Source organism: Paenibacillus sp. FSL W7-1332 (assembly GCF_037969785.1).
In the GTDB taxonomy this organism is placed as follows: Bacteria; Bacillota; Bacilli; order Paenibacillales; family Paenibacillaceae; genus Paenibacillus_AQ.
The window spans coordinates 3,510,801-3,534,749 of record NZ_CP150209.1; the positions used below are offsets into that span (position 1 = coordinate 3,510,801).

General features: G+C 46.7%; 16 protein-coding genes. 13 read left to right on the forward strand and 3 right to left on the reverse strand.

The annotated features are described in order from the left end of the window. Nucleotides 1-19: 19 nt before the first annotated feature. From MKX98_RS15635 to MKX98_RS15690, 12 genes are all read left to right on the forward strand, one after another. Nucleotides 20-946, forward strand: coding sequence for an ABC transporter permease subunit (locus MKX98_RS15635; RefSeq protein WP_113059944.1), 927 nt, complete (start codon nt 20-22; stop codon nt 944-946). Between the two features lie 12 nt (nt 947-958). Next, complete coding sequence (locus tag MKX98_RS15640) at nt 959-1,855, forward strand: carbohydrate ABC transporter permease (protein ID WP_339224010.1); 897 nt, start codon at nt 959-961, stop codon at nt 1,853-1,855. A gap of 72 nt (nt 1,856-1,927) precedes the next feature. Next, on the forward strand, nt 1,928-3,586 hold the full coding sequence (locus MKX98_RS15645) for an extracellular solute-binding protein (protein ID WP_194542580.1): 1,659 nt from the start codon (nt 1,928-1,930) through the stop codon (nt 3,584-3,586). A gap of 164 nt (nt 3,587-3,750) precedes the next feature. After that, nucleotides 3,751-5,754: a DUF4965 domain-containing protein gene (locus tag MKX98_RS15650; protein ID WP_339224011.1), complete on the forward strand. Its 2,004-nt coding sequence runs from the start codon at nt 3,751-3,753 to the stop codon at nt 5,752-5,754. A gap of 24 nt (nt 5,755-5,778) precedes the next feature. Then, a complete protein-coding gene (locus MKX98_RS15655) occupies nt 5,779-8,997 on the forward strand; it encodes a glycosyl hydrolase (protein ID WP_339224012.1) in 3,219 nt (1,072 codons plus the stop codon). Nucleotides 8,998-9,264: 267 nt separating this feature from the next. Continuing rightward, entirely contained in the window at nt 9,265-10,866 is a 1,602-nt protein-coding gene (locus MKX98_RS15660; protein WP_339224013.1) for an S-layer protein, read from the forward strand. Nucleotides 10,867-11,058: 192 nt separating this feature from the next. After that, nucleotides 11,059-11,874, forward strand: a complete 816-nt coding sequence (locus MKX98_RS15665) for a MerR family transcriptional regulator (RefSeq protein WP_339224014.1) — start codon at nt 11,059-11,061, stop codon at nt 11,872-11,874. Between the two features lie 70 nt (nt 11,875-11,944). Continuing rightward, entirely contained in the window at nt 11,945-12,628 is a 684-nt protein-coding gene (locus MKX98_RS15670; RefSeq protein WP_339224016.1) for a DUF554 domain-containing protein, read from the forward strand. A gap of 208 nt (nt 12,629-12,836) precedes the next feature. Beyond that, nucleotides 12,837-14,510, forward strand: coding sequence for a ribonuclease J (locus tag MKX98_RS15675; protein ID WP_339224018.1), 1,674 nt, complete (start codon nt 12,837-12,839; stop codon nt 14,508-14,510). Nucleotides 14,511-14,785: 275 nt separating this feature from the next. Then, nucleotides 14,786-15,736 (forward strand): sugar ABC transporter permease, encoded by a 951-nt coding sequence (locus MKX98_RS15680; protein ID WP_216531627.1) that lies wholly within the window; start codon nt 14,786-14,788, stop codon nt 15,734-15,736. Between the two features lie 68 nt (nt 15,737-15,804). Further along, entirely contained in the window at nt 15,805-16,674 is an 870-nt protein-coding gene (locus tag MKX98_RS15685) for a carbohydrate ABC transporter permease (RefSeq protein ID WP_071220686.1), read from the forward strand. Between the two features lie 39 nt (nt 16,675-16,713). Further along, entirely contained in the window at nt 16,714-18,093 is a 1,380-nt protein-coding gene (locus MKX98_RS15690; protein ID WP_339224021.1) for an extracellular solute-binding protein, read from the forward strand. 904 nt (nt 18,094-18,997) lie between these two features. Here the strand turns inward: MKX98_RS15690 and MKX98_RS15695 are convergent. From MKX98_RS15695 to MKX98_RS15705, 3 genes are all read right to left on the reverse strand, one after another. Next, nucleotides 18,998-19,645 carry a YdcF family protein gene (locus tag MKX98_RS15695; RefSeq protein ID WP_339224023.1) on the reverse strand — a complete coding sequence of 216 codons (648 nt, stop codon included), beginning with the start codon at nt 19,643-19,645 and terminating at the stop codon, nt 18,998-19,000. A 459-nt stretch (nt 19,646-20,104) separates the two neighbouring features. Then, nucleotides 20,105-21,157, reverse strand: coding sequence for a leucine-rich repeat domain-containing protein (locus MKX98_RS15700; RefSeq protein ID WP_339224024.1), 1,053 nt, complete (start codon nt 21,155-21,157; stop codon nt 20,105-20,107). Between the two features lie 277 nt (nt 21,158-21,434). Next, entirely contained in the window at nt 21,435-22,022 is a 588-nt protein-coding gene (locus tag MKX98_RS15705; RefSeq protein WP_194542618.1) for a GNAT family protein, read from the reverse strand. Nucleotides 22,023-22,452: 430 nt separating this feature from the next. On the opposite strand from MKX98_RS15705, the gene MKX98_RS15710 reads away from it, so the two are divergent. Next, nucleotides 22,453-23,718: an IS110 family transposase gene (locus MKX98_RS15710; RefSeq protein WP_063477462.1), complete on the forward strand. Its 1,266-nt coding sequence runs from the start codon at nt 22,453-22,455 to the stop codon at nt 23,716-23,718. The last annotated feature ends 231 nt before the right edge of the window (nt 23,719-23,949 follow it).

A 23,949-nucleotide genomic window follows, 5' to 3' on the forward strand; every position in this document is an offset into this window, starting at 1 on the left:
TGAAAGGAGAGGTGGGAATGTGAGCAAGTCACGATTAACCAACAACCGATTCATGAAACGAATCTGGCAGCACAAGCTCTTTTACTTGTTCATGCTGCCAGGCATCGTCTGGTTTTTTCTATTCTCTTACGTGCCCTTATACGGAATTCAAGTTGCTTTCCGAGACTATACCTTCGTTGGCGGCTTCACCGGGAGTCCCTGGGCAGGGTTCAAGTACTTTGAACAATTCTTCAATTACTATCAGTCCGGTGACATCATTCGCAACACGGTCATCATCAGTCTTATGAAGCTGTTGATCGGATTTCCGATGCCGATCATTCTTGCGCTCCTATTGAATGAAGTTCGGAAGATGAAATTCAAGAAGACGATTCAAACGCTTTCTTATTTACCTTATTTCGTATCCTGGATCGTGGTTGTCACGCTGATGCAGCGTTTACTGACTCCATATGGCGGTCCGGTCAATGACTTGCTGGGATCGTTTGGGGTCGAATCGATCCAGTTCCTGAACAATCCTACCTGGTTCTATCAGATGATTGTCGGGTCCGATATCTGGAAGAACATCGGCTGGAATTCGATAATCTTCATGGCCGCCATTGCGGGTATCGATCAGCAGCTGTACGAAGCTGCCAAGATCGATGGCGCAGGACGCTTCAAGCAGATGTGGCATGTGACACTTCCTGGTATCCGCAATGTGGCCATCATCTTATTTATTCTCGCCGTGGGAAATCTGATGAGCGCCGGGTATGAACAGCTCCTTCTCTTGAATGGTCCTGCGACTGCCAGTATGGGCAGCGTGCTGGACGTGCACGCCATCAATTCCGGTATCCGGGAAGGGCGTCTCAGTTACGCCGCTGCGGTCGGCCTATTCCAAAGCATTATCGGGCTCATCCTGGTTCTGACCGTCAATCGCATCGCCCGTAAAGTCAGTGATGTATCCCTGTTCTAAGGAGGTGACGTAATGAAACGTAAATGGTCTTTTTTCTCGATGTTCAATTACACCGTTCTCGCCATCATCGGATTTTCGATGATCTATCCGTTTATTTACATTTTGGCGTATTCCCTTAACGACGGGAAGGATTCGATGATGGGGGCGATCTATTTTTTGCCCCGTAAATTCACGCTGGAGAACTACGCCCAGGTATTCGATAACGCCCGCATCTGGAAGGCGTACCAAATTACGCTCATGCGCACCGTGCTGGGTACATTCCTGCATGTTGTGCTGTGTACGCTCATGGCTTATGCGCTTTCCAAAAAGACATTGCCGGGCCGCTCCTTTTTCACCTTTTACATCTTTTTGCCGACGATTTTCAGTGCCGGGTTCATCCCGTTCTTCATCACGCTGCAAAAGCTGCATCTGATCAACAGCTTTTGGGTGTATGTGCTGCCGATGCTGTTCAATTTCATGCATATCGTCATCATCCGAACCTTCCTGCAAGGTATCCCCGAGGAGTTGGAGGAGTCTGCCCGCATTGACGGGTACGGCGATTTTCAAATCTTCGTGCGGATTATACTGCCGCTATCGGGGCCGGTGCTTGCCACTATCTCCTTGTTCATCGGGGTGGCCCATTGGAATGATTGGTTCTCGGGTGCTTACTATGTATCCAACAAAGATTTGATACCGGTGCAGACCCTTTTACAAGAAATGCTGACGGAAGCTGAAGCGCTGTCGAATTCGATGCAGCGAGCCGCGCAGCAGGGCGGACAGACGATTGGCGGAACCAGCGGTGTTGGCGCAACGCCGGAATCGCTCCGGATGGCCTTGCTTGTCATTACGGTCTTCCCGATCTTGTGCATTTATCCGTTCCTGCAGCGATATTTCGTAAAGGGGGTTATGATCGGTTCAGTTAAAGGTTAGGTCATCCTGACCCGGAATTTGTCCAAAGATTTACAAAGATCATTGATATCCATATTCCAGGAGGCGATTGGTTTGAAGAGGATTTGGTCGAAAGGCGTATCCGCATTGCTCGTGTCCATCATGGTTGGAGGTTTGCTGATCAGCTGCACGAATTCATCAGGGAACGGAGATAACGGAGAAGGGGCAGAAGGAGAGAATTCATACAAACTCAAAATACTACACAATTGGAATGGTTCCAACGGTTCTGATGCCATAACGCCCGTGGAGGAAGTCATCAAGGAGAAAACCGGCGTTACCCTCGAGTGGGAATATACAAAAGGCAGTGAGACGGAGAAGGTTAACCAGATCTTCGCCACGCAGGATTTGCCGGACATTTATACCGGGCCAGCCTGGGGCGGGGAATTGGATGGCATCATTAAGGCTGCCAAAGAGGGACAATTGGTGGATATATCGGACAAGCTGAAGGATTATCCAAACTTGTCCAAATCAATTGCGGAAGAAAATGTGCCGCCGGCATTATATGAGAAAGCGATAGACGCCTACGACGGTAAAAAATATTTGCTGCTGCAAAATCAGCCGGCCACGAACGAAGACGGCATGGATTGGCTTTATGGTTTCTATGTGCGCAAAGACATCGCCGAGAAAGTCGGCGTCGATCCGCAATCCGTTGTGACGAAGGAGGATTTCTACAACTTCCTCAAAAAAATCAAGGATGCCAATCTGCAGGAGAACGGCCAGCCGGTCTTTCCGCTGGGCGGTTTCAGTAACGGCTGGGCCGTTGGCATCGGCAACACCATGTTTTATTCCGGAGCGAGTTACGTCGACAAAGGCGACGGCACGGTTGAACATAACTTCTTCACCAAAGGCTATGAAGAATACACGCTGTTTTATCGAAAGCTCGTTGAAGAGGGGTTGATGGATCCTGAAGCCTTCACCCAGACAGACCCGATTGCCAAGGAAAAAATCAATCAAGGCCGCATCGCCATCCTGGCCGCGCACTATCCGGCCATCCTGGATGCTTCCAAGGAGTATGTCTCTTCGCATCCGGGCAGCGACTACATTCCTCTCGGCCCGTTGGAGCGCGCTGACGTTGAGCCGGACAGGCCCGTCGATCTGGGGATTCAGGGAAATAACGTAACGGCGATCACGAAGAACTGCAAAGGCGCTTGCGTTGACGCTGCATTGAAGTTCCTGGATTTCATGGCTTCCGATGAAGGCTTTATGCTGGCCCGGTACGGGGTGCAGGGTGTTCATTGGGACATGAAGGACGGCAAGCCTGTTGCCAATCAGGAATGGTTTGACAAATTCAGCACGGACACCAACATGAAGCTGCGGAAGAACGAAGGCATCAGCATCGGTCTGGAATCGCTGACAGGGCTTGACCGCATCAATTCCGCTGCGGGAGGAGACATCTGGGCGGAACAAGAAAGGCTTGAAGCGATGGAGAACGCTCGCAAAATCCTCCGTCCGAACGGCATTCACGTAATTACTGCTTATAACCCGGGTGATGTTATCACGAAGGCGCCGGAATGGGAAATGCTGAAGCCATCGATGGATCGAATGGGAGATGCGTGGAAGGAAGCGGTATTTGCCAAATCGGATGAAGCGGCGATGAGCATTATCAATGAACTACGGGAACAGCTCCGTAAAACCGGATATGAGAAAGCGATGCAGTTCACGAACGAAAATCTGAAGGGGAAAGACGTGGTAACCGTTCAGATGCCGAACTGATGACTTCCATCGTCAAGGGAGCCCGGTAAAACGAAAGGCTTCGCAGCACCTTGGCCATCAAGGGGGCGGAGCCTTTTGCTGTTCTCCTTGGTTTTTGTTTCCCCATCACAAGGATATAGAAGGCATTATCAAGAATAAACAAGACATGAAGGAGTTGATGTCAGATGACAACGAAATTCAGACCTCCATCCGTACCGCTGGTCACCGTAGATCCTTACTTCAGCGTATGGTCCGCTGCGGATCATCTCTACGATGATCATACCCGGCATTGGACGAACAAGATCCAAGGTATGGTCGGCCTTGCGATCATCGATGGCTTGCCCAGACGATTTATGGGGAGGGTAGCAGCAGCGGATTCAGCAGAGCATCCCGAGCTTGAAGTTCTTCAACAAACCGATTTGACGGTTGAGCCGGTAACTACCCGTTATACGTTCCAAGGGGAAGGCATTGAGCTTCAAGTTGAGTTCACCACGCCTTTATTACTGAATGATTTTGATCTGTTGTCCCGGCCCGTAACGTATGTGACAGTTCAGGTTCGTTCGATGGATGGGCGTGAACATGATGTCAAGCTCTACTTCGATGTTACAGGCGAATGGTGCGTAAATACACCGGATCAGCAAGTGACCTGGGAGCATCGCGTTATCGATGGACAATTGAATATGATGGCGATGGGTACTGTCGAACAGCCGATTCTTCAGCTTGCCGGAGATGATACCCGAATCGATTGGGGGTATATGGTGCTGGCGGTTCCCCGTACGGAACGTATCCAGACGGTGATTCATTCTGTGTCAAGCCGTGAGTTATATGTACGAACCGGTCAATTACCCCCGGAAGATGATCAGCAGAAGCCGCGGGCCGTATCCAATCATACCCCCGTTATGGCAGCCGAAATCGATCTGGGCCCAGTACGGGATGAATGGGTATCTGAGTATCTGATGCTTGCGTATGATGATATTCATGCCATCGAATATTTTAACCAGCCGCTGGATGCTTACTGGAAGCGAAACGGATTGACGTTCCATGACATGCTGTTACAATCCGCCGCCCAATATGAAGTCATCATGCAGCAATGTGAGAGCTTCAATCGCGAGCTGACGGCGGAGAGCCTTGCCGCAGGCGGTGAAAAATACCGGGATATCCTGGCCTTGACGTATCGACAGGCGGTAGCCGCGCATAAATTGGTTGCCGATGAAGCGGGACATGTGCTGTTTTTTTCCAAGGAGAATTTCAGCAACGGATGCATCGCTACGGTCGATGTCAGTTATCCGTCGATTCCATTGTTCCTAAGATACAATCCTGAGCTGGTCAAGGGGATGATGCGCCCGATTTATAAGTATGCCATGAGCCCTGATTGGCCGTTCGATTTTGCGCCTCATGACGTGGGAACATACCCCAGAGCCAACGGGCAGGTGTATGGCGAGAACAAGCTGGAATACCAGATGCCGATCGAAGAATGCGGGAATATGCTCCTAATGGCTGCCGCGGTTTGCAAATATGAAGGGAATACGGATTTTGCCCGGGAGCACTGGGAACCTCTTACTTCTTGGGCGGGATATCTACTGCAGCATGGACTCGATCCGGATAATCAGCTGTGCACGGATGATTTTGCCGGACATTTGGCGCATAATGCGAATTTGTCCATTAAAGCGATCTTGGGCATTGCCGCGTATTCATACATGTGCGACCTGCTGGGCTCACAGGAAGGGGCATCTTATCTTGCAGCCGCTCGGAATATGGCGAATGAGTGGATATCCATGGCCGATGCAGGTGATCATTATAAGCTTACGTTTGACAGCGCAAACGATACCTGGAGTTTGAAATACAATCTGGTGTGGGATCGCCTGCTGGAATTAAACCTGTTTCCAAAAGAAGTTGCTGCCCAAGAGCTGGACTATTATAAGTTGAAACAGAATCGTTACGGCCTTCCGCTGGATAGCCGCGATACGTATACAAAAGCGGATTGGCTGGTATGGTGTGCCTCCATGAGTGCCAAGCAATCCCAGTTTGAAGCCATGATTGCGCCCTTATGGGATTTCATGAATGAAACCTCTGCTCGCGTTCCGGTGACCGATTGGTATGACACGCTTAGCGGCAAACAGATGAACTTCCAGAATCGCTCCGTTGTCGGTGGTTTTTTCATCCAGTTGCTTATGTCCCGGTCTGAATGAAATCTGTGATAAGACAGGTGATGCATGTTGAATAACGTTAATGTTCAGGCAGAAATAGCCCACAAGGATCTAATGCAACTGAAGCAGCAATTCGAGAATCCGGATGCCACGTATCGCCCGCAGCCGTTCTGGTTCCTGAATCATGAGCTCACGAGGCCGGAGCTGGAAAGCCAGATCCAATCGATGTATGAAGCGGGTGTCGGCGGTGTTGTTCTGCATGCGCGCCATGGGATGCAGACCACGTACCTCTCGCCGGCATTTATGGAAGCGTTGGAGTTCTGCACCCTGGAGTGCAAGAGACGTAATATGGTCGTCTGGCTGTACGATGAGGACAATTGGCCAAGCGGAACGCTGGGCGGCAAACTAACACGTCAGCATCCGGAGTATCGCATGCGTTACTTAAGGGTTGAAGAGCAAAGATATATGCATGACGCACAGCAACAAGGATTGAAGCTGGATTTTGCGCGTTATGATCACAATGAGCTTATTGCCATCCTGGCTTATCGCGCTGCCATGCAGGACGGGGAATGGCTGCTCTGTGATGAACCGGAGGATCTTACGCATGTATGGGGTGGGGAATGGACGCCGACTACGGAGGATCCTTATATCGTGCTGGCCTGCTGGTCCTGCGAGATCGCGGAAGGGATCACGTTTGCCAATGGGTACTACTTGGATACGTTGAATCCGGAAGCCGTTCAGGCCTTCATCCGAATGTCCTATGATCCGTTTCAGTCCTTGCAGGAATACTTCGGCACAACGATACAGGGCGTTTTCACCGACGAACCCGGGCTAATGATCCACGATGGTTTCTTTGGGGTGGAAGCGATCCGGACGGCAGTTCACGATGTAGGCGCTACCCTGCCGGGCATGGTCTTCGCTTGGACGGAAGGGATGGCGGAGCGATATCGGCAAGAGAACGGCTATGATCTCATCCCGCGGTTAGGCGCCTTGTTATATAACATGGCTGATGGCAGCCGGTCAACGAAGCAGCAGTATTATGATACGATAACACGCTGGTATGTTGAGGGCTATCATCAAGCGATTCGTTCATGGTGTGAGCGGCATGGACTGCTCTACATTGGTCATACGCTCGAAGAGCCGGTCTGGGGACAGGCTAGATCGCAAGGCAATCAGACCCGGGTGCTGCAGCAGTTTCACTACGCTGGCGTGGATTATTTAACGCCCGGAATCGGCACGAAGGAGAATCCGCATCGGATCGTGTCGGTGAAGACGGCAGCTTCTGTCGCTCAGCTGAACAGCAAGGAACGGGTGATCTGCGAATCGTTTGGCGCAAGCGGTCACGGCTATTCCATGCGAGAGCGGCGACTGGATGCCAATTTCATGGCATTTCTGGGCGTTAACCTCTTCATCCCGCATGCGTTCTATTACTCGTTTGCCGGGTATCGGAAGACCGATTTCCCGCCGACGGAATTCAAGCATGCGCCTCACTGGCCGCATTATCGTGCTTTTGCCGACTATCTCGGTCGACTGAGTCTGCTTGGCGCGAGCGGTAAACGTACACCGGAGATTCTTCTGCTGTCACCTATCCATACGGTATACGAAAATATGTTCGTATCCGGTCAATCGAATAAATATCCCGCTTCCGATGCTCTATTCTCGCTCCTGTCGGATCGGATGCTTCGCAGATCCATTGATTACGACTATGTAGACGAATCTCAGCTTCGCGAAGCAAGCCTTATGGATGGAGAAGGGGTGCGATTTAACGGGTGTGCGAACATATATTCGGTTTTGATTATGCCGGAGATTGAGGTCATGTCGAAGGACATAGCCGAACAGCTCGTTTCGTATGTTAAGCAAGGCGGTACTCTCATTGCTGTAGGAGCGATACCGCGGCATAGCGAGTGCTTGCATCATGATCCGGAACTGGCGAAGCATATGCATGCGCTGTTTGGTTCGACTCCGCAGCATAATGAATTACGATCCATCGGCAAGGGGTATACTCTGTTTTATTCCCTGGAGAACTTGCCACTTGTTGATCCGATTGATTCGTTGTGTGAACGTGTAAGCGGGTTATTAAGGAAAAGTCCTGTTTTACGATGGAAGTTGATCGAAGGACAACATGAGGATTTGATTAGTGTAGAACGTGTGTTCGGGACTCGGGTATATGTGTGGCTGATGAACTGGTCGGAGAATCTCGTTTCCATGAAGCTTGATGCCATTGAGGCGAAGTACCGAATCGAAGAATGGGGCTTGGAAAGCGGGAAAATACGCCGGTTAGCCAGCGATTCCGTTCTTACCTATGCACCTGGGGAGCTGCGAGTGCTATCGGTTGTACCTGAGGAGAGCACAATTGGTTCAACGGAACAAATGTTCGATATGAAGCGGGATGCAGAGGATGTAACCCTTCTTGATAATCCATGGCGTTTCCAGACACTCGAACCTAATGTTTTATTACTCGACCAATGGCAGGTCACGCTGAATGACCGACAGTCCAGGATGAACGCTACGATGCCTGGGCAAGTGAACACGTATCGTACAACGTTTACCATGACGCAGGAACTGATCGAACGCTTGCAATCACCGAGCGGTAGGGGGCTTCCGGATCAATCCAATAACAACCCATCACCGAAGATCGAGCTCATTCTGGACGATGTGGAGCAGAAAATCCCTTCCCATATCGGCTTCCTGCAGCGCCGGCGTAACCTTGAAATCTTCGTGAATGGCGTAAGACAGAATGCGCTGCAGCCCTCTACTTGGCAGGATCAACACTATGCTAGCGTGGATATCACGCCGCATTTGTTAGCGGGCGAGAACGAACTTGAGATTCTGACGGTTTCATTGCTGGAGCCGATGCCGGCCATTTCATTTCCTGCATTTTTGATCGGACCCTTTGTTATAGAAGATCGGATGAGGCTAAACGCGAGTCCGGAACATATGTTTGGTTGTTGGGCTTCTGCCGGCTATCCTTATTATGCGGGAGCGGGAGAATATTCACAGCAAGTGGATCTGACCCAAGTTAGCTTGGCTCCAGATGAGGAATTATGGCTGGAGGCTGAAGATATAAGGGAGACAGCTTCTTTATATGTGAATGATATGGAGGTAGGGATTCGATTGTGGCCTCCTTATCACTGGGACATCACGCCATATGTTGAGTTGGGGAGCAATTGGATTACCATCCGGGCAGCCAATACGCTGGAGAACTTATATGGAAAGACTGCATTGCCTTCCGGGATGAATGGAAGGGTGAAGCTGGTGCGTCGAACTTTGTCTAAAAGATTGTAATCTTAAATGGATAGCTTTGAAAATGACTGCAGCCGAGGTTAGGTTGTAGTCATTCTTTTTAAAAGGTTTACATAATATTAAATATGTAACCAATAAAGTGTAGAACTTGTGTATTTCATGTTTCAAGGGTGATATTTTTTCATAGAGACATATTGAATAGGGAGCTTCATTCTTACACAATCAACGATTTACGATAACATTCTCTTCATCATGGAGGCTTACACTTAAGAAGTTTGACGAACGATATCAATTTGGAGGTGCCATGAAGTGCAGCTAAAGAAGAAAACCATCATGGTTTTGGCGCTCAGCTTGTCCATTTTTTCGCAAGGCATGATCGTTCATGCAAAGGAAGATGGGGCTAGGATTAGGCCGGAAGGAAGCGGCAAATGGATGACAGGGGAGTATCACTCGCATACGTATCAATCCGATGATGCCAGCCAATCCCTGCAGGAACTGCTGGACAACGGATTCCAGAAATATGGCTTGGATTGGATCGCGGTCTCCGACCATCTTAGAGTTTCTAAACGGGACGACGAGGGAAATCCTCTTGCCGGCGAATCTATTCCGTTCTCCATGGGAATGGCTCAATACCAGATTCCCAAGATTCAGCAGCTTCAGGAAGCAGGGAAATACAAGAACAAGATTATCTTCTCAGGCTTTGAGTGGGACATGCCTACATATGAACATGTGGGAATCGGTATTATATCAGGTAAATACGGTTCAGAATCGAGCCTCAAGGCAGCCCGTCAGTTCGAGTATCTGTTCACCGATCGGGATGAAGCGATGTTCGATCCCAAAGACGTAGCCGATTGGAATAAACAAGACAGCCGGGCCTATACGACTCCCGAAGATGCCCGAGCAGCACTGGCATGGCTTCAGAAAAGCTATGGAAACCGCAGTTATGCATTGCTCAACCATCCTTCCAGAAAAACCGTGTACACCATCGCGGATATCCGGGATTTCAACAATATTGCGCCAAACGTGGTGTTCGGAATGGAAGGCATGCCGGGGAATCAGATGGAGCCTGACCGCGGCGGACTAAACTTAACCACGCCGGAAAACAGAACGTACGGCGGCGCTGATTACATGATTGCCAAGGTTGGCGGCGTATGGGATGCGCTGCTTGGCGAAGGACGCGAATTTTGGAACTTTGCGAACTCGGATTCTCATTTTGAGATCAGTGAAAACCGTTTGTACTCCAGTGGATATTGGCCCGGGCAATACGCTAAAAATTACACTTGGGTGAATGGGGACGACATGCAAAGCGTACTTAACGGTATGCGTTCGGGTAAATCGTTCTCCGTCTACGGCGATTTAATTAACGCGCTGGATTATCGCGTTCGTCACGGGAACAAGCAGGCCGAAATGGGGAGTAACCTGCAAGTGAAGAAAGGGAACCCGATTGAAATTACGATCCGATTCAAAAGTCCGAGCAAAAATAACAACGGTGATCCTGTAACCGTAGATCATGTCGATTTGATCTCAGGCGACGTAACAGGTAAAGCGCAGCCAGGTACGGCGGCTTACAGCAGGAGCACTAACGATTCGACGAAAGTGGTTAAACGGTTTACGAGCAAGGATTGGAAGACCGATCGGGATGGATACAACGTCATCACTTATCGGACGACCGCAACGAAGGATCAATACTTCCGTTTAAGAGGGACTAATCTTGGCGTGAATGTTGCTGGAGAAACCAGCAATGGCGACCCACTCATAGATCCGAAAACGGACATCGAAGACAATGAGCAGCGGTTTGCGGAAATTAATAAACGAAACTACATCGACCTGTGGTTTTATTCTAATCCGATCTTTGTCAGCGTTGACGACAAGCCGGTTAAAGGCCCTAACAAACAGAGAAAGCATCAGTAGGATGCGAATCGCACTCGATTTATTTAGAAGACTGCCGGTGGTTCGGTAGTCTTTTTGTTTTTTTACACGAAGTATAATGATGCATTTCGTAATATAGCTGATGAGAAGTTGGTTGTATTTTGCTGCATATCCTATCATTTTATTGTGCAAATTTAACGAAGGGTATAGGCTGTTAAGGAGAGGAGAGATGATATGTTTACGATCGGTGAAATATCCAAGCTTTTTCAGATCGATATCCGCACCCTCCGGTATTACGACGATATTGATTTATTTAAACCGGCAACCGTGGATCATCTGACAAATTACCGTTATTATTCGGTCGATCAATTCGAGCAGCTGAATACCATTCTGTATCTCAAGGCGCTTGGCATCCCTTTAAAGGACATTAAGCTTTTTCTGGATGATCGGGAGATTGACAATATACTAACCCTGCTCAAGGAGCAGCAGCGCAGAACCGAAGAGAAAATTGAGGAATATCAAAGAATCCGGGCGAAGATCAAAAGCCGAATTGAGCAGATCGAAGATGCCTCGAATAAGGAAGAGCTCTACAAAATTCGGGAAGTCGAGTTTCCCGAGAGAGTGATGGTTTTGCTCAAACAGAACATACATAAAAGCGACAATCTGGATATGCCGATCCGATTATTGGAGAACAGCACCAAAATGAAGTCCACCATTTTCCTTGGCAAAGTAGGATTATCGATCTCGATTAATCGTTTAATGCAAAGTAAATTTGATGAATATGACTCCATTTTTGTCATTGTAGAGCAGGAAAGTGCGCGCAGCAGCACTGAGGTCGAAGAGAAGATATGGCCCCAAGGCACTTATATTACGATTCGGTTTGCCGGGACACACGAAGATGCAGCGCCTCATTATAGAATGCTCCTGGATTATATCGAGGAAAAAGGATACAGCCTGATCGAGGATGCGTTGGAGATCACATACATTGATTACGGGCTTACCGGTGATCCCTCTCAATTCGTAACCGAAATTCAAATGCTTGCTAAATAAACGATTGACCCTCCAGCTGCTGGAGGGTTTATTCTTTGTATCAAAACATATTTAGTAGGAGAGAACGACTGTGATTGGAACCATTGTAAACGTAACAACCATTGTTGTAGGCAGCACGATTGGAAATGTATTTAAGAAGGGGATGAGCGAAACCTATCAGGACATCCTGATGCAGGCGATGGGTTTGGCCGTCATGGCACTTGGTGTGAATTCAATCGTGAAGTATATGCCGGATAGCCAATATCCCGTTTTATTCATTATAAGTCTTGCCATAGGCGGTCTGATCGGGGAGAAGCTGAACCTGGAGCAGGGATTTAAAAAAGCGGTGTCGAGGTTCACCAAGGGTAATTTGGCTGAAGGATTAACAACGGCCATTCTGTTGTTCTGTATGGGAACATTGTCCATTATCGGACCGATCGAGAGCGCTTTGAATAATAATCATACCTATCTGTTCACCAATGCCATTCTGGATGGCGTGACGTCCATCGTACTGGCTTCAACCTTCGGCATTGGCATTGTTCTATCAGCCGTGGCCACATTTTGTTGGCAAGGGTTATTGTACGTGATGGCCGGCGCAGCCTCTGGCTTTATTACAACGGAGCTGTTAACCGAAATATCGATTATTGGCGCCATTTTAATTTTTGCTTCAGGCTTAAACATTTTGGGTATACGGAATTTCAAAACCATGAATCTCACGCCATCGCTGTTGATCCCGGTCGTATTCATTACGCTTAAAAACCTGCTCGGTTTTTAATACGAAACCCGGATTCAACCTTATCTTCATTTCAAGGATAGCCCGCCTACAGATGGCGGGTTTTTTTGCTGTTCTTCCATACCACGCTCGCGGAATGAACCATTGTTTACCTTGGCGCATAAGTTTTGTGACAATTTCAATAATATAGGAGAACCGACAGCAACGAAGAATTGGACTAGGTGGATAGACAGAAGGAGGCTTCATCGTTATGAATATAGCTGAACATAGACTGCTGGTCGCAGCCCTAGGCGGCGTTAATGAAATCGGAAAAAACATGTACTTCATTCAGTACGATCAAGATATCGTGGTCATTGATTGCGGCTCCAAATTCCCTGACGAAAACCTGCCCGGCATCGATTTAATTGTGCCTGACTTCACCTATTTGCTGGACCATGCGGATAAAGTCAAAGCTCTTATCGTCACCCATGGTCATGAGGACCATATCGGAGGGATACCTTATTTACTGAAGCAGCTCCCGATCCCTGTGTATGGGACGAAGCTCACGATTGAGCTGATTAAAATCAAGCTGAAAGAGCATCGCCTTCTGCGTGATTCCGAGCTCCACACGATTGATGCAAATTCCACCATTGAAGCGGGCGCCATCCATGCCTCTTTTTTTTCGACCAGCCACAGCATTCCGGACTGCGTGGGTATCGTCTTTCAGACGCCAGAAGGCAATGTTGTCCACACGGGGGATTTTAAATTTGACATGTCTCCTGTGAAGGGACCATATCCGGATCTGCATCGGATGGCTGATATCGGCAAGCAGGGGGTAAAGGTGTTATTATCCGAAAGCACAAACGCCGAGAGACCGGGATTTACGCCTTCGGAACGTCTCGTTGGCGGACATATCCTGGAAGCATTCGCACAGGCAAAACAGCAGGTATTCATCTCTACGTTTGCGTCGAACGTGAACCGTGTTCAGCAGATCATCGATGCCGCCGCTGAAACAGGGCGAAAGCTCATTCTGCTCGGCCGCAGCATGGTGAATGTCGTCACCGTATCCAAGGAGCATGGCTACTTAAATATCCCCGATGACTTACTGATTGATGCAGGCGACAGCGAGCGTTATCCACCGGACAAAATTGCCGTGCTATGCACGGGGAGTCAAGGGGAACCAATGGCAGCTTTATCACGATTAGCCAACTCCAAGCATCCCCATATTGAGATTTTGCCTGGCGATACCGTTATCATAGCTGCAGGGGCCATACCGGGAAATGAGAGGAACCTTGCTCATGTGATCGATAATTTGTATGTGCTGGGAGCCCAGGTCATCTATGGGTCCGGTTCTGCTTCAGGGATGCACGTATCCGGGCATGGCAGCCAAGAAGAGTTGAAATTAATGCTCACCTTGATGAAACCGGATTATTTGATTCCTGTTCATGGTGAATTCCGAATGCTGTATCAGCATCGTCAGCTGGCGGAATCCGTGGGGATCCCTAATGAGAATGTGTTCATCATTCAGAATGGCGACACGATCCAAATCCAGCAGGGAATGGCCTCCTTAGGTCCAAAAATCCCTTCAGGCAACAGCCTGGTGGACGGATTGATGATCGGGAACGTGGGCAACATCGTTTTGCGAGACCGTAGACAGCTGTCTTCCGACGGGATGCTTATTATCGTAACCACGCTCAGTAAAACGGAAAAGCAGATGGTAGCGAAGCCTGAGCTCATATCCAGAGGTTTCATCTTCGTGAAAGATTCGGAGGAATTCATGGGTCAAATCCACGATATCGTCATGTCTTCCATGAAGGATTTAACGGAAACCGGGTCCACCCAATGGAATCTGATCAAGCAGACCTTGAAAGATCATGTCGGGAAATTCATATACAGCGAGACAAAGAGAAGGCCGATGATTCTGCCCATCATTATCGAGGTATAAGCCTTTTGAATTATAAAAAAGCACAGCCTATTTGAGGCTGTGCTTTTTTCAGTGAGATTCGAAACATGGTCGTTGTAGGCATACACCCGGATGCGGGCCGCTGCATACACTGCCGATAAGGAATCGCTGAAGGTGTTGTTCTTCCATTCACGTCTGTGAAAAAAAGAATAACACATAATCCGGATTCGTCCACATAACCATTTACAGAATGGACATGAACGTCTTGTCCGATTACCGGAATGGATCCGGTTATTAACGAAAGGAGGAGGATCGGTTTGTCATCCACCCCAGAAGGGAAATGGACAGCGGAGCATGGAAAATGGGCTAAACGAAAGTTCAGATTTACGCGCAATGACTGGATGGGCTATCTATTCAGCGCCCCTCTCATTATCGGAGTCATCGTGTTTGCCATTTATCCTATGTTCGCCGCACTGTTTATGAGTTTTCATCAGACATCCGGGCTCAATTTATCCGGCACCTGGGTGGGCCTGAGCAACTACCAATACGCATTAGAAGATTCCTTATTTTGGCAAGCGCTTTCAAATACGTTTGTCATGGGGATATGGTCTGTACTGCTTGGAATCGCACTATCATTTGTTTTAGCGAGCTTAATTAATAATCTGAAATGGCATCTGGGACGTAATTTTTTCAAAGCGGTATACTTTCTGCCCAATGTCGTGTCAGGCGTTGCTACAAGCTTGTTGTTCTCCTTCTTGTTTTTTCCGTCCAAGGAAGGGCTGATCAACTTTGTGATTGGTTTGTTCGGCCTTGATCCAGTCGGGTGGTTCACGAACCCGGAAGTGGCCCGTTACAGTATCGTGCTCATGAGTTTATGGGGCGCGCTTGGGTATAACACCATTATTTTTCTGGCTGGTTTGCAGAGCGTTCCGCGTGATCTGTATGAAGCTGCAGAGGTGGATGGAGCCGGCACCTACCGAAAATGGTGGTATATTACGATTCCATACTTGCGTCCAATCTTTGTGTTCATGCTCATCATGGGAACCATCGGCGGAATGAAACGGTTTACGGATGTATGGTTAATCGGCGGAACCGCTGGCAATCCGGGGGGAAGCCTGATGACCGTGGTGCTGTATATTTATCGAAATGCGTTTCTCTCTTCGCAGATGGGGCTGGCTACGGCCGTATCCTATCTGTTATTCGTCATCATACTCATCCTAACCGTGTTCCTCATGCTGCTCAACCGCCGCAAAGACAGTTTGGACTAACGCCATTATCCATGATTCGTTCGTCGGGCCCGTAGGGGAACCTTATTCCAGAAGACAGGAGGTTAACTATGAGCAGTTCTGCCTTACCCAAAGAGCCTGTGCGCCGTAAACGAATTACGCTTCAACAGCTGATCCTAACGCTGGTTCTGTTGGTAGGTTCATTCATCATGATTGTGCCATTCTTATGGATGCTGGTAACGAGCTTCGATTGGGCTGCACGATTAAATATTTCATTCCCACCGAAAATATGGCCGGAGGAGCCGTCGATTCGAACATATGAAGCCGCCTTCACCAACATCAATATGTTCAGATATATCGGCAACTCCACGCTTGTAAGTGCAGGGGTCATCATCATCAGCTCGTTGTCTGCACTATTATCCGGTTATGCCTTATCCAAGCTTCGCTTCAAAGGAGCAAACTTCGTCCTGCTGCTGGCGCTAAGCACGATGATGATTCCGTTCGAAATGACGATGATTCCGCAGTATTTGCTGTTCAGCAAACTCGGACTGGTCGACAACTACCTGGCTTTTTATTTGCCGGCCATGAACTATGCGTTCGGTACCTTTTTAGCCAAAGCCTTCTTCGATCAATTACCCAGCAGTCTAAGGGAGGCGGCCGTTCTGGATGGCGCCAAGGAAATCACCGTATTCAGCCGGGTTTATCTGCCTCTGTGCACGCCCATTATCGCCACCATGGTCATTCTGCTGTTCTTAGGCGTATGGAACGATATGCTGTGGCCGCTGCTGATCCTGAAATCGGCTGCCAAGTACACCATCCAGATTGGATTGGCCATGTTTACGTATAACAACGGTATTAATCAACAGCCATCCATTATTATGGCGGCCACGACTACGAGCCTCATTCCGGTTATCGTCGTTTATATGTTCCTGCAGCGTTATATTATCGAGAGCATTGCGCTATCCGGTATCAAGCAATAATTCAGAATAAAGCTAAATTTATGCGGGGGTGTTGATGTGATGAAAAAAGCTGTACTGCTAATCCTGTCATTCGTGCTGGTGTTTACATTGGCCGCTTGTTCAGGCAGTTCGGGAAAAGATGTAACAGGCGGCGTTACAATTGAAAAAGTATCGGATATGAAAGGAACGGTTCGCGTTGCGCTGGCAGGTTGGCAGCTGGATAACGGAATTGATGCGCTGACAGGTAACCCGACCATCGGACTCAACGAATATTTGGATAAAACGTTCAAAAAAATGTATCCGAACATCAAGCTGGAGGTTTATCAAATTCCCTGGGAGAACGTAAAAGCCAAACAAACGGCCATGCTGCTCTCCGGCGATGCGGATGTCTTGTATACTGGCGGAGCCTTTGCATCGCAATGGTACCAGGAAGGGCTTCTGCGTGATCTGGACGACTTGATCGAAAAGGATACTTCGTTTGACCCGAGCATTTATCTGGAAGGCATTATGAACAACTCCTACAGCACCAAGTCGCCCGATGGAAGCAAGCAGTTTGGGATTCCTGCCGTTCTTGGCCGCCGGATGACCATTTATGATAAGAAGCTGTTTGAAGACTGGGGTGTTGAAACACTGTCGGCACAGCCAGGACCGGATGAAATTCTGGAGAAAGCCAAGCAAATGACCGGCAAAAACCCGAAAACCGGTGAAGACAATTTCGGTCTGTATTGGAGCGGCAATTCATTAAATGGTTCCACCTTTGTCGCATTAACCCTTGCTTATGGCGCCAAAGGAGCGGAAGGATCGCTGAAAGATATCAAGAACATTAAATGGCACTTGAATTCACCGGAGATGGTCAAAGTGCTGGAATGGCTGAAAGAAGCCGCACAACTGCCGCCGGCAGGATTCGTGAATGCCCAGGGAGCTGAGAACTTCGGTCTGGAGAAGAACAATATCGCCATTGCTCTTGATTCCACCGGCGGCTCTACGATGAGTGAATACCGATCGAAGCAGAATAAAGAGCTGCTGGACCGATTTGAGCCTGTGCTGAACATGGGGCCTAAAGGCGAAGGCTGGGTTGCGGTTGACCCGTTCATCATGGCGAAGAATGCGAAAGATGTGGATGCATCATGGGAAGTGTTAAAGTTTTTGACCAGCTACATGACGCAAAAATATATGTATGAAAACTTCTCCAGTACTCCGACACTTAAAAACGCTGATTTCGTAACGCCGGAAGACAAATTTGTGAAGAAAGCACTCGAAATCGCAGATGTTGGCCACTCGGAGCTCATGGATGAAGCCAATCCGTTCTATATGAGCGATATCGCTCCAGCCATTAACGGATTTATAAGCCAGGCTGCATCCGGAAACGCACCGGATATTCAGAAGTTTCTGGATGATCTGCAGGCTCGTGCTGAGAAATGGTCGGCAAATCTGAAGTAAATCAGGAGGGGACTGCACTGGGTGCGAATTGGCGTGGTTGTAACGTAAAGTCTACGGAATCGCGGGTTTTCCACCGCATGAGAAGACTTTAGAAAACCTTAGGTAATCCTATCCCTGCAGAGACGGGCCTAATCATGATGATTATATGAGTCAAACAACACAATATATTCCAGTATTATGTAAAACGTGCATGATCTCGATGCTGCCCGGAAAAAAACCGACCTATATGGCCGGTTTTTTTTGTGATATTTGGTATGTAGATTATTCCGGAATAAGGCGATCATGGAGTTCAAAGCGAATAAAATAGATATTGAAATCACACATGAAATAACAATAAATGGTAAATGATAAGAATATAGAAGGGAGGCAACGTGAAAATAACAAGGACAACAATGTCTAGGAAGTGCTAGGGATGAATTGAGTTCAGGGTTAACATGCTTATGGATTCAAGTTTGTAAGAAACCAACAATAAATAAACATCAAATCTAGATGATCAATAAATAAATAAATAAATCCATAAACGGTGTAAATGATAAACTTAATGTGAATGAATCTGGATGATCAGACGAATTAAGATTTTGTGAAAAATGTTTAAAATGACCGATGCGATGATCGATATTTATGATGATTGATTAAACCTAGGATTCAACCAGCAATTCAAATGAGACTTAAACGAATGAACTGAACGACAACAGATAGTGGATTAAAAACGAAAGAGAACGATGACTTAGGATGAGTAAATCTAATAATTGTAGAATAAGCAATAAATCAGAAAAATCAGTTAGAAAACCATTCTAAGGAGTTTTTACCTAACGTCTGTTTCACAAAACTCGTATTTTGTACATATGTATCTTAAAGGGTACTACCGCTGTCGCATGAATAAAATAAATCAATCATCCATATTTTAAGTGAGTCCCTCCACTTTCTTATTTAAGCGAAGTATGTCTCCACGGTCACCGTAAAAACAGATTCGCAAATACTCTCCAAACACTCTCGAGCGACCTATTGAACTGTGCATCCAGTTTTCTCTGTTAATCGTTTGGCCATTATAACTTGAATCAAAGCCATATGAAAAATAATTAATGTTTGGGGGCAAATGCTTCGCTAATGTACGATATTGTCTGCCTGCACCATGAGATTTGCATACAATTAGAAGTGACTCGATAGCGTCGAAGTTAAATACTTCTTTAGCGAATAAAACATTCTCTAACGTGTTCCTTGAGCGATCTTCGTACACGATTACATTTAAAGGAATACCTGCCTCAGTTAGTTTATTAACAATGACATGCGCTTCTGGTACAGTTTTATCTACCCAATTCTCATGCTTGATTCCTGTAGGGCTGACTCCTCCTGTGACAATAATAGTTCTTCCCAAGCCTCTTTTATAAGCGTCAATCGCGGCTTCCCAATGCCCTGGATGAGTACCTCCAAAAACAAAAATAGCATCGCAAGGTAATATTTCCTTAGATAAGAAAACGATATCAGTTAATTCTGTTATCTGTACTTCAGTTAATTTAGGGACTACAGGATCTTTAGGTATTTGAGGTTGCATATAACACCCTCCTTAATTCAAATCATTATTCTAATATATGCGTCGTATCTAATTAACTACTGACAATTTACATATTTCTGCCTTTAAAGTGAGCAATGACGCTTTTCAATTATCGATTAATATTTACTTGTGCGTGCAACCCTGTTGGTTAGATTAAATAAAAAGAGCAGCCATTGTTTCTGTCGGCTGCTTTCGTGCTTATTCATCAATAACAGGCTGTCTTCTAGTCTTTAATGAGCTGCCGTCTTCAGGAGAGTATCCAAAATCACTTCACTTTGTTTAAAGGAATCTCAGCAAGTGAATGTAACAATTTAATTTGGTGTATTATGCCCTGCTTATTATTTTTTATTAAATGGATAAGAGGAAGTGAGTTTTCTATAGCTAATCAGCCGCTAACTCTGGCCGGCAGCTTTTTTGTCATTATTGACCTATCGTTCTCCGTTAGCGTAATGCATTACGCTACTGTTCTGATTCAATCGTTTCCCATAACGAATCCCGTGACACATTTAAATATTTCAATTGCTTCATACCATAGAGGAAATCTGGCTTTCGATTGATCATGCTCATTCCTAAGTCCAAGATTCGCAGGTGCTTCAGCTTCTCTAGCTCGAGGGGTAGCTCATGGATCGAGGTGTATTGAATCGTAAGCTGCTCCAGTTGTTCCAACTTTCCAATCTCCGGTGGGATGCTGTTTAGGCTGATCTCTTCCTTCGGCTTAACCCGATACCCGGGAGCCGGCCGATCCGAGCTCGCACATTGGATGCAAAGCTCTCTCAGGTTCTTCAGTCTGGCTATTGATGCGGGAATACTCTCCAAATCAGCCGTCATGATTTTCAAGCGTTCAAGCTTGCTTAATTCGAACAGCCCTTCGGGTAGACGATAAAGATCCTGTTCAAAAATTTCTAGATCACGCATCTCTGTAAGCTCCCGGATTCGCTCAGGCAGCTCTGTCAGCCCATGTCCGCTTATATACAGCCGGTCGGTTTTATGCTTAATGGCATCATCTAGCAGACGATTCAGGTCCCAGTGAGAATTTAATTCCAAAAAAAGCCCTGTAATTCGATCCATCAGTTCGATTGCTTCTTCCTCAGTTACTTCCATACCATACATATGTTCATGGACAACCGAGTAAAGGTAGTCTCCGCCACCTTCTTTCAAGAAACACAAGTCTTCCGGCAAGCTAGGGTAAATCCAATCCGACAGGCGGTTTGCCATTTGCTTCAGCAAGTACCCGGTTTCTTCGCAGCATCTATAAAAATAGTAGGTTCCTGCAGTATAAAAGGCATTACTGCGATAGGTATTTCTTATTTGTGTAAACTCATCCCTATTATCACCTTGGATTATGATTGTTTTCACCAGATAAGGTTCCAACGCTTCCAATACGCTTGTGTAATGGCTCCTTACCGCATCACCCGGAATTTTCTCCCCAAGTACAAAACATTCCGAGTTCCGTATTGCCAAATCTATTACCTGCTCGTAAGCTTCACCTTTAGGGTCTGTATACATTCTCATCCCATAAGTCTCCATTCCCATTCAAAGTAATAATATTTCTAATACATAATACCATAAATTGGAACTATCCTGCCCGTTAGCTTAATGAAAATGGCAGGGACCTCTTGGCCGAACTGCCGTTGTGTCTATTCAGCTATAGTTTCCCGTTAGCGTAACAAAGGCAGGATTGTCACCCGACACCGATGTTTATATATATAAGTTAATTCTGTAAAAAATGCCCATGATCCCTTCTTTCTTGCGGATGAAAAAGGAGCTGCCTTAGGAAGCTCCTTCTCCTTCAACCTATTTTGAGTTTCTCATTTTGCTTCTGTATAAACTCATCTTTGGTTAAACCAAACAAAATAAAATCTAAATATTGACCATTTATATATACCACCTGTCGCCGTATACCTTCTTGAATGCAGCCAAGTTTTTGCATCATTTTCGAAGAACCTTCATTTCCTTCAAGAACATAGTCATTAAATTTATTAAGTCTTCGTTCCAAAAAGGCATATTTTAAGAGAATTTCCATAGCCCTTGTACCGTAACCCTGACCACGATACTCTTTATCTATCACTATTCCAATACTAAATGTCCCGTTTCTCTCGTCGATACTGTTTAAATTGATACCGCCTATACTTTCCCCATTCAGCTTATCAATGGTAAACATGATCCGTCCGTTTGTAGAAGAGAAATTAGCATTTTCCTCTACAAATTTTTTTGCCCCAGAAATTGTTGGTGGTAATTCAATAGCACATTCTAAAAGACGACGTGCCGGAGTATCAAAGTCGCTTATGTAACAACTTTCCCAATCTTCGGCCTGTATGGCACGCAATCTAACTTCATCATCTTGCCAGTAATAATTGCTATAATCTATACTTCTCATTATACCCACCCTCTCAAGAATAAAATGTGGTTCCAGTTTTCTAAAACCATATATTAATTTACTAAGCGGAGTTACAACCACATTGCTGTCTGTCAGCTAAACATCAACAGCGTTTTTAATTATGTATCTATACTCTGAGGGGATTAAACCATAGACCAATCACCTATCTAATCAAATCCTATCCACATCGAGAATTAGGTGCAAATACCTTCAAATCCATATTATCAGAAGGTCTCCTTATTCCGGGAATAAAGAATTTTTTAAATCAATTATTATCATCAAAACCTTAAACCCGTATTATGCAAATCTGCCCGTTAGAATTCCTGTAATACGAATATTTTGGAGATTGAACAAAAACGAGCGCCTCGGTACGATGGGGTTACACACGAGGTCATTGCCTCAAAAAGCCCATCCAGGAGGTCGCTCTACTATGAAGTTTAAAGCACAAGATAAGCAAAATCAACTCATTGAAAACATTACCGCTCATCATCTGGTCGTCGGAGTAGACATTGCTCAAGATACTCATGTTGCCCGGGCCGTCAGCTTTCGCGGGATTGCTTTAGGTGCACCGCTGGAATTCGGTAACCATCTTGAGGGTTTCAAGCTATTTGGACGCTGGATCCAGGATCTACTCCAAACCTACAAGCTTAACAAAGTCATTATAGGCATGGAACCTACAGGTCATTACTGGCTGAATCTTGCGCGCTGGCTCTCTTCTCAGCGCATTGAAGCCGTTCTCGTTAATCCCCATCTCGTTAAAAAGAATAAGGAGAACCGTGACAACTCGCCATCTAAAAGTGACCGCAAAGATGCTCTTGTCATTGCAGACATGGTCAAAAACGGGTACTACTCCCCTGTTCGTTTTCATCCAGAAGCCTACGAAGAACTGCGAATTCTCATGGCTAACCGAGACACGGTTACAAAACGGCTCAACAGTGCTGTTAACCAAATTCATCGATGGGTTGATATCGTGTTCCCTGAGCTGCGCCAGGTCTTTAAAACCCTTACCTGTACCAGCTCTATTGCTACGCTCAGACTCTTTCCCTTACCGGAGGAAATTAGTAGATTAACCACAGAAGAGGTTCTTACCGGTTGGAAACAATATGTAAAGCGTCATGCTGGAGTTAAACGAGCGGAACAGCTCATTGAACTAGCAAAATGCAGCATTGGCGCCACGCAGGCACTCCAAGCCTACAAGCTTCATCTGAGTCAACTACTAGAGGAATATGACTTGGCTCAGCGCCAACTTGAACAAATTGAGCATGAACTTCATCTCATCTTGAGGCGTATCCCCTATGCACAGAAACTGCTCGATATTCAGGGTTTGAATGCAACGAGCTTGGCTGGCATTCTAGGAGAAGCTGGAGATCTGAGCGGCTATGTACATGGAAATGCTTTATTACGACATGCCGGCCTCAATTTAACTGAAGCCAGTTCCGGAAAGTGGCGTGGTAAAATGGCGCTTAGCAAACGCGGCCGCCCTCGTCTCCGACGTTTTCTCTATCTCATGACGATGTGCATGGTCATGACCAATCCGGATATTAGAGCCCTGCACCACCATAATGTCGATGTGAAAAAACTCAAGAAAATGAAATCTATAATGAAATTGTGCGGTAAAGTCGCCCGTATGCTTGTTGGTCTGGCCAAAAGCAGTGAAGCTTACGACTCGACTAAAGTGTTTCCGCAAGCAGCTTAAGCAGTTTTTCTCACCAGCTCATGCATTCGCAGGATGACAAGAAGCACGAGGTATCGGGAGATATTAAACAAAAGGGCTCGGACCCGTTCCGTTAGAAAGACCGACCTCCACCCCTTAGTTAGATGTGACGAAGGAATGAAAGGGCTAAGACCCGTTGAGACATGGGAGTGAGAATCACTAGGGCAAAGTGGAGACGTGCATGATATGGAACAAAGTGGGTATTGGACACAA

Excerpts from the sequence above, each read along its gene's own strand:
- MKX98_RS15640 (WP_339224010.1), top strand. The coding sequence starts at position 959 with ATGAAACGTAAATGGTCTTTTTTCTCGATGTTCAATTACACCGTTCTC.
- MKX98_RS15650 (WP_339224011.1), top strand. The coding sequence starts at position 3,751 with ATGACAACGAAATTCAGACCTCCATCCGTACCGCTGGTCACCGTAGAT.
- MKX98_RS15655 (WP_339224012.1), top strand. The coding sequence starts at position 5,779 with ATGTTGAATAACGTTAATGTTCAGGCAGAAATAGCCCACAAGGATCTA.
- MKX98_RS15665 (WP_339224014.1), top strand. The coding sequence starts at position 11,059 with ATGTTTACGATCGGTGAAATATCCAAGCTTTTTCAGATCGATATCCGC.
- MKX98_RS15675 (WP_339224018.1), top strand. The coding sequence starts at position 12,837 with ATGAATATAGCTGAACATAGACTGCTGGTCGCAGCCCTAGGCGGCGTT.
- MKX98_RS15685 (WP_071220686.1), top strand. The coding sequence starts at position 15,805 with ATGAGCAGTTCTGCCTTACCCAAAGAGCCTGTGCGCCGTAAACGAATT.
- MKX98_RS15690 (WP_339224021.1), top strand. The coding sequence starts at position 16,714 with ATGAAAAAAGCTGTACTGCTAATCCTGTCATTCGTGCTGGTGTTTACA.
- MKX98_RS15695 (WP_339224023.1), bottom strand. The coding sequence starts at position 19,645 with ATGCAACCTCAAATACCTAAAGATCCTGTAGTCCCTAAATTAACTGAA.
- MKX98_RS15700 (WP_339224024.1), bottom strand. The coding sequence starts at position 21,157 with ATGAGAATGTATACAGACCCTAAAGGTGAAGCTTACGAGCAGGTAATA.
- MKX98_RS15705 (WP_194542618.1), bottom strand. The coding sequence starts at position 22,022 with ATGAGAAGTATAGATTATAGCAATTATTACTGGCAAGATGATGAAGTT.
- MKX98_RS15710 (WP_063477462.1), top strand. The coding sequence starts at position 22,453 with ATGAAGTTTAAAGCACAAGATAAGCAAAATCAACTCATTGAAAACATT.